The 7,264-nt window shown below is 72.7% G+C and carries 7 protein-coding genes; 6 read left to right on the forward strand and 1 reads right to left on the reverse strand.

Features of this window, described 5'->3' with window-relative positions:
* From rho to prmC, 3 genes are all read left to right on the forward strand, one after another.
* A partial coding sequence (rho, locus tag HDR73_RS11530; protein WP_287136449.1) for a transcription termination factor Rho occupies window positions 1–1,659 on the forward strand: 1,659 nt, incomplete at its 5' end.
* A 5-nt stretch (window positions 1,660–1,664) separates the two neighbouring features.
* Complete coding sequence (gene prfA / locus HDR73_RS11535; protein ID WP_012298859.1) at window positions 1,665–2,744, forward strand: peptide chain release factor 1; 1,080 nt, start codon at window positions 1,665–1,667, stop codon at window positions 2,742–2,744.
* Between the two features lie 24 nt (window positions 2,745–2,768).
* Window positions 2,769–3,644, forward strand: a complete 876-nt coding sequence (prmC, locus tag HDR73_RS11540) for a peptide chain release factor N(5)-glutamine methyltransferase (protein WP_012298860.1) — start codon at window positions 2,769–2,771, stop codon at window positions 3,642–3,644.
* 39 nt (window positions 3,645–3,683) lie between these two features.
* On the opposite strand, the gene HDR73_RS11545 is transcribed toward prmC, so the two are convergent.
* Window positions 3,684–4,337, reverse strand: coding sequence for an HAD family hydrolase (locus HDR73_RS11545; protein WP_012298861.1), 654 nt, complete (start codon window positions 4,335–4,337; stop codon window positions 3,684–3,686).
* Between the two features lie 71 nt (window positions 4,338–4,408).
* Here HDR73_RS11545 and HDR73_RS11550 point away from each other — a divergent pair, with 71 nt between their 5' ends.
* Genes HDR73_RS11550 through HDR73_RS11560 form a run of 3 tightly spaced genes read left to right on the forward strand, consistent with a single transcriptional unit; the run spans window position 4,409 to window position 7,154 of the window.
* Window positions 4,409–5,371 carry an L-threonylcarbamoyladenylate synthase gene (locus tag HDR73_RS11550; RefSeq protein WP_012298862.1) on the forward strand — a complete coding sequence of 321 codons (963 nt, stop codon included), beginning with the start codon at window positions 4,409–4,411 and terminating at the stop codon, window positions 5,369–5,371.
* Complete coding sequence (locus HDR73_RS11555; protein ID WP_012298863.1) at window positions 5,368–6,687, forward strand: MraY family glycosyltransferase; 1,320 nt, start codon at window positions 5,368–5,370, stop codon at window positions 6,685–6,687. The genes HDR73_RS11550 and HDR73_RS11555 overlap by 4 nt, the downstream gene beginning before the upstream one ends.
* A complete protein-coding gene (locus HDR73_RS11560) occupies window positions 6,684–7,154 on the forward strand; it encodes a Cg1360 family ATP-synthase-associated protein (RefSeq protein ID WP_012298864.1) in 471 nt (156 codons plus the stop codon). The genes HDR73_RS11555 and HDR73_RS11560 overlap by 4 nt, the downstream gene beginning before the upstream one ends.
* Window positions 7,155–7,264: the final 110 nt, after the last annotated feature.

Consider the following 7,264-nt stretch of genomic DNA (forward strand, 5'->3'; position numbering starts at 1 on the left):
CAGGACGCACCTGCCACCCCGGACGCCGACGAGACCCCCGCCGCGTCCGAGCCGGCCGACCGCCAGCGCGACGACCGCCAGCGCGACGACCGCGACGCCGACGACCAGGGCGGACGCCGCGACGACCAGGGCCGCGAGGGTCGCGAGGGCGGCCGCAACCGCAGCCGCAACCGCCGCAACCGCGACCGCGGACGCGACCAGGACGACCAGCAGCAGAACGGCCGCGACCAGGCCCCGCGCGAGCAGGCCCCCCGCGAGCCCGACGCCGACGACGAGGCGCAGGAGGAGGCCCGCACGGGTCGCCAGCGCCAGAACAGCCGCGGCCAGGGCGACCGCCAGCAGGACGTGCGCGCCGACCAGGCCCGCGCCGACCTCGGCCGCGACGACGACCGCGGCGGCCGCAGCCGGTACCGCGACCGCAAGCGCGGCCGCGGCCAGGGCGGCGACGACTTCGAGCCTGAGGTCACCGAGGACGACGTCCTCCTGCCCGTCGCGGGCATCCTCGACGTGCTCGACAATTACGCGTTCGTCCGCACGAGCGGCTACCTGCCCGGCACGAACGACGTCTACGTCTCCCTCGGCCAGGTCAAGAAGCACTCGCTGCGCAAGGGCGACGCCATCGTCGGCGCCATCCGCCAGCCGCGCGACAACGACAGCCAGAGCCGCCAGAAGTACAACGCGATCGTGAAGATCGACTCGGTCAACGGCCTGCCGCCCGAGGAGGCCGCGAACCGCGTCGAGTTCGGCAAGCTCACGCCGCTGTACCCGCAGGACCGCCTCAGCCTCGAGACCGAGCCCGCGAAGCTCACCACGCGGATCATCGACCTCGTGTCGCCGATCGGCAAGGGCCAGCGCGGCCTCATCGTCTCGCCGCCCAAGGCCGGCAAGACGCTCGTGCTCCAGGCCATCGCGAACGCCATCGCCACCAACAACCCCGAGGTCCACCTCATGGTCGTGCTGGTCGACGAGCGTCCCGAGGAGGTCACCGACATGCAGCGCACGGTGAAGGGCGAGGTCATCGCCTCCACCTTCGACCGTCCCGCCGAGGACCACACCACGGTCGCCGAGCTCGCCATCGAGCGCGCCAAGCGCCTCGTGGAGCTCGGCCACGACGTGGTCGTGCTGCTCGACTCCATCACCCGCCTCGGCCGCGCGTACAACCTCGCGGCACCCGCGTCGGGCCGGATCCTCTCGGGCGGCGTCGACTCGTCGGCGCTCTACCCGCCGAAGCGCTTCTTCGGCGCCGCGCGCAACATCGAGCACGGCGGATCGCTCACGATCCTCGCCACGGCGCTCGTGGAGACCGGATCCAAGATGGACGAGGTCATCTTCGAGGAGTTCAAGGGCACCGGCAACATGGAGCTCCGCCTCTCGCGCGCCCTCGCCGACAAGCGGATCTTCCCCGCCGTCGACGTCAACGCCTCCGGCACGCGCCGCGAGGAGATGCTCATGGGCGCCGACGAGGTCAAGGTCACCTGGAAGCTGCGCCGCGCCCTCGCCGGGCTCGAGCAGCAGCAGGCCCTCGAGATCGTCCTCAGCCGCCTGAAGGAGACGACGTCCAACGTCGAGTTCCTGATGAAGGTCCAGGCCTCCATGCCCAACACCGGCAACGGCGTGTCCCACCAGAGCCACGGGCACGGCGCGCACGAGAAGGGCTGACCGAGGTGTTCGAGTCCGTCGTCCAGCTCCTGGAGGAGCACGAGGAGCTCCAGCAGCAGCTCGGCGACCCCGAGCTGCACGCCGACGCGTCGCGCTCGCGCAAGGTCAACCGCCGCTACGCGGAGCTGAGCCGGATCGTCGCCGCGCACGCGGAGTGGACCCAGCTCGGCGACGACCTGGCCGCCGCGCGCGAGCTGGCCGAGGAGGACCCGGCGTTCGTCGACGAGATCCCCGGCCTCGAGGAGCAGCTGGACCAGGCGCAGGAGAAGCTCCGGCGGCTCCTGATCCCGCGCGACCCCGACGACGCGCGTGACGTCATCATGGAGATCAAGATGGGGGAGGGCGGCGCCGAGAGCGCGCTGTTCGCCGCCGACCTGCTCCGCATGTACCTGCACTACGCCGAGTCGCGACGCTGGAAGACCGAGGTGCTCAGCCAGACGCAGAGCGACCTCGGCGGGTACAAGGACGTCCAGGTCGCCATCAAGGGCACGTCCGACGACCCCGCGCTCGGTGTGTGGGCGCACCTCAAGTACGAGGGCGGCGTGCACCGCGTGCAGCGCGTGCCCGCCACCGAGTCGCAGGGGCGCATCCACACCTCGGCGGCCGGCGTGCTCGTGATCCCGGAGGTCGAGGAGGTCGAGGAGGTCCCCCTCGACCCCAACGACCTCAAGATCGACGTGTACCGCTCGTCCGGCCCCGGCGGCCAGTCGGTCAACACGACCGACTCCGCCGTCCGCATCACTCACCTGCCCACGGGCATCGTGGTCGCGATGCAGAACGAGAAGAGCCAGCTGCAGAACCGCGAGGCCGGCATGCGCGTGCTGCGCGCGCGCGTCCTCGCGAAGCAGCAGGAGGAGATCGACGCGGAGGCCTCGGCCGTGCGCCGCAGCCAGATCCGCACGATGGACCGGTCCGAGCGCATCCGCACGTACAACTTCCCGGAGAACCGCATCGCGGACCACCGCACGGGCTACAAGGCGTACAACCTCGACGCGGTGATGGACGGCGCCCTCGACCCGGTCGTCGAGTCCTGCATCCAGGCCGACGAGGAGGCGCGTCTCGACGCGCTCGGGACGGACGCGTGACGCCCTCGCGCGTCCCGCTCGCCCGTGGCTGACGAGGAGGGCGTCCCCGGTACCGTGGACGCCCTCCGCATGCGTGTCGGCCAGGTGCTCGCGGCCGCCGGCATCGGTGATCCCGCAGTCGACGCCGAGCTCCTCGTCGGGCACGTGCTCGGCCTCTCCCGGGGGCAGGTGCAGTCGCGCGCCATCACACGCGCGGCCGTCGACGCCCGGGACGCCGAGCGCGTCCTCGAGCTGACCGCGCGGCGCGCACGGCGCGAGCCGCTGCAGCACATCACGGGCGTCGCGCACTTCCGCTCGCTCGAGCTCCTCGTGGGCCCCGGCGTGTTCGTGCCGCGGCCCGAGACGGAGCACGTGGCGCAGCTCGCGATCGACGCGCTGTCGGCCGCGCCCGGGGACGCGCCCGTCGCGGTCGACCTCGGCACGGGATCCGGCGCGCTCGCCCTCGCGCTCGCGACCGAGGTGCCGCATGCGCGCGTGCACGCGATCGAAGTCTCGCCCGAGGCACACGCGTGGACGGCCCGCAACGTGGAGCGCCTGGCGCCCCGCGTCGACCTCAGGCTCGGTGACCTCGCCGACGCCTTCCCCGAGCTCGACGGCACCGTGTCCGTCGTCGTCTCGAACCCGCCCTACATCCCGGTCGACGCCGTCCCCCGCGATCCCGAGGTGCGGCTGCACGATCCCGCGCTCGCGCTCTACGGCGGAGCCGACGGCCTCGACGTCGTGCGCCTCGTCTCGACGACCGCGCGCCGGCTGCTCCACCCGGGTGGCGCGCTCGTCATCGAGCACGGCGAGCTGCAGGGCCAGGCGATCCGCGCCCTCCTCGACGCCGACGGCTGGCGCGCGACCGCGACGCACCAGGACCTCACCCGCCGCGACCGCGCGACCACCGCGCTGCGCTGACCGGGACACGCCCGGCGCGCCGTCGACGTGCGCCGCGGCTCAGCCCGCGTGCGCCTGCGCCCGGACGAACGCCTCGACCGCCGGCAGAAGGTCCCCCTCTCCGCGCACGTGGTGCCCGTGGATCCCGAGACCGCGCGCCGACTCCACGTTGTCGAGCCGGTCGTCCGCGAAGAACGTCCGCTCGGCCGGCTGCGCGTAGGCGGCGAGCACCCCGCGGAACACGGCGGGATCCGGCTTCCGGGCGCCGTACCCGCTCGACGTCCGCAGATGCTCGACGCCGAACAGCGGCACCAGCTCGGGCGCGAGCTCCGGGAGGTGCCGGGCGGCGAGCGCGTTGTTGTTCGTCAGCAGCGTGATCCGTCCGGCCTCCCGCGCCCGGGCCACGGCCTCCAGCGCCGACGGCCGCACGGTCATGGAGGCCCGGCGGCGGCGCACCCACTCCTCCTCGTCCATCTCGACGCCCACCGCGGCGCAGAACGCATCGAGGTAGGAGTCGGCGTCGATGCGGCCCGCCTCCGCCGCCCACTCGCCCTCGTCGTTGTACCAGCGGCGGCGCAGCTCGGGCAGGTCGTGCCCGGTCGCCGCGGTGATGCGGTCGGCGGGCCCCCGCCAGTCGTGGTCGTACAGCACGTCGTCCATGTCGAACACGAACAGGAGGCCGGCGGGGCCGGGGGAGCGGGGCGCGGATGTCACGAGGCCCAGTATGCGGGCGTCGGCGTGGCGTGGATCCTCCGCTCAGGGCCCGGGGCACGCGCTCGGCTACGATGAGCGACGACATGGCGCGCATCTACGACTGCTCAGTCGACACCGACCTCCTCCCCGGCATGAGACTCGCCCGACAGGCGGTGGGCCGCGGCGAGGTCGTCGTCATCCCCACGGACACCGTCTACGGCATCGCCGCCGACGCGTTCAACCCCGAGGCCGTCCAGCGGCTGCTCGACGCGAAGGGCCGCGGGCGCGACGCCCCGCCTCCCGTGCTCATCCCCGGCCAGTCGACCCTCGACGCCCTCGCCGACTTCGTCCCCGACGTCGTCCGCCGCATGGTGGACGAGTTCTGGCCGGGCGGCCTCACGGTGATCCTGGTGGCGCAGCCCTCCCTCGTCTGGGATCTCGGCGAGACCCGCGGCACCGTCGCCCTGCGCATGCCCGCGAACTCCTACGCGCTCGTGCTCCTGGCCGAGACCGGGCCGCTCGCCGTGTCGTCCGCCAACAAGACGGGGCAGCCCGCCGCGGCGACCGCCCAGGAGGCCGTGGACCAGCTCGGCGAGTCGGTGGACATCTTCCTCGACGGCGGAGCCGCCGGGGGAGCGGCGTCGACCATCGTCGACGCCTCGCGCGTCACGCAGGCCGGCGGCCGCGTGCGCATCGTCCGCGAGGGCGCGATCACGCGCGCGCAGATCCAGCAGCTCATCGGCGACGAGCTCGAGCCCGTCGTCACCGCGCCCGTGGAGCCGGAGCAGGCCCCCGTCCCCGACGAGCCCGAGGCCCCGCGCGGCACGGCGAGCGGCGCGGAGCCGGTCGACGGATCCGCGGATCCCGATGCGGTCACGCCCGCCGCCGAGGCCCCGGCCGCGCCCGCGGAGGCGACGCCCGCGGAGGCGACGCCCGAAGCCGGCCCGACGTACCCCGAGTTCGTCGAGCCCGCCGGCCCGGCGTCCGCCGACGCTGCGCCCGCCGACGAGTCCGCGACCGAGCCCCCCGCGGATCCGCCCGCGCACCCCCGGTGACCTACTACGCCGCCATGGCGGTCGTTTCGGCGGTCATCACGCTCGTCCTGTCGATGGTCGTCATGAAGCTCGGCTACCGATACCGGCTCTACCCGGCCATCCGCGCGCGCGACGTGCACACGCGCCCCACGCCCCGCCTCGGCGGCGTGGCCATGTTCGCCGGCATCCTGGTCGCGTTCGCGGTCGCGTCGCAGGTCTCCTGGTTCGGCCTCGTCTTCGACCGGCCCGGCCCGGTGTTCGCGATCCTCGGCGCCGCGCTCATGATCGTGGTCATCGGGGTCCTCGACGACATCTACGACCTCGACTGGATGATCAAGCTGGCCGGCCAGATCCTCGCCGCCGGCCTCCTCGCCTGGCAGGGCGTCGCCATCTCGTCGCTCCCCATCGGCGGTCTCACGGTCGGCTCGTCGCAGATGTCGATCATGCTGACGATCTTCGCCATCGTCCTCGTCATGAACGCCGTCAACTTCATTGACGGCCTCGACGGACTGGTCGCCGGCGTCGCGATCATCGCCAACGGCGCGTTCTTCCTCTACAGCTTCCTGCTCTCGGACACGGCGACGGGCCAGACCGAGCGCTTCAACCTCGCGTCGCTCATCAGCGCGATCCTCATCGGCGCGTGCCTCGGCTTCCTCCCGTTCAACTGGCACCCCGCCAAGCTCTTCATGGGCGATGCGGGCGCGCTGCTCGTCGGCCTCCTCATGGCCACCAGCGCCATCGCGGTCACGGGCGAGATCGACCCGAACCCGGAGACCTTCGGCCGCTCGCAGCTGCTGCCCGCCTTCCTGCCGATCCTGCTGCCGTTCGCGATCCTCATCGTCCCGCTGCTCGACTTCGCCCTCGCCGTCTTCCGGCGCCTCAAGGCCGGCAAGTCGCCGTTCAGCGCGGACCGCAAGCACCTGCACCACCGCCTGCTCGACATGGGCCACTCGCGCCTGCACGCGACGCTGATCTTCTACGCCTGGACCGGCGTCGTGTCCGTCGGCTGCCTGCTGATGTTCGTCGTGCAGCCCTACGCCTGGGGCGTCGCCTTCATCGCGGTCGGCATGGTCGCCTGCGCCGTCGTGACCCTCGCCCCGCTCAGCCGCCGGAAGCGCCTGGAGGCCGCGGCGCAGCTCGTGCCCGCCGCCGCCGAGTCCGAGGACGCCGCCGCGTTCGACCCGCTCGACGAGGCCGCGACCGACCGACCGCTGGCGCGCCTCACGGAGTCCGAGCTCGAGGCCGTCGAGCGCGAGCACGCGGAGCTCGCCACGGGAGCCATCGCGACCCGCCCCACCGACGCCCCGCACCCGGGGACAGCCAAGGAGACGACATGACCGACAGCCCGAGCGCCCCCGCCCCGGCGGAGCGCCCCGCGAAGAAGGACGTCTACACGCGCATCCTCGTCGGGGGAGCGCTGCTCGCCCTCGCCATCGCGGTGGTCGGCGGCATCGTCGGCTTCGCGGTCGACGGCGGCCGCGGCCTCCTCAGCGCCGTCATCGGCAGCGCCATGGCCCTCGTGTTCCTCGGGCTCACGGCCGGCAGCATCCTCTTCGCGAACCGCTTCCAGTCCTCGCCGATCTACCCGACCCTGTTCTTCTCGGTCGTGCTCGGCGCGTGGCTGCTCAAGTTCGTGGTCTTCCTCGCGGTCGCGATGGTGCTCAAGGAGCAGCCGTGGATCAACCTCGTCGTGCTCTTCGTCACGGTGATCGTCGGCGTCGTCGGAGCGCTGGTGATGGACATGATCGTGATCACCAAGGCCCGCGTGGGCTACGTCAGCGACGCGCAGCTCCCCGGGCGCTAGCTGTACTCGGCCATGACGTTGGTGACACTTCGGGGCGTGTGAAGAGGCCTCCTGGCTTGATGGAGCTGTTCAGTTCAACCATCGCCAGGAGGCCTCGATGTCCCACGGTA

Source organism: Clavibacter sp., assembly GCF_014802555.1.
Taxonomy (GTDB): domain Bacteria; phylum Actinomycetota; class Actinomycetes; order Actinomycetales; family Microbacteriaceae; genus Clavibacter; species Clavibacter sepedonicus.

Excerpts from the sequence above, each read along its gene's own strand:
- HDR73_RS11560 (WP_012298864.1), top strand. The coding sequence starts at position 6,684 with ATGACCGACAGCCCGAGCGCCCCCGCCCCGGCGGAGCGCCCCGCGAAG.
- HDR73_RS11550 (WP_012298862.1), top strand. The coding sequence starts at position 4,409 with ATGAGCGACGACATGGCGCGCATCTACGACTGCTCAGTCGACACCGAC.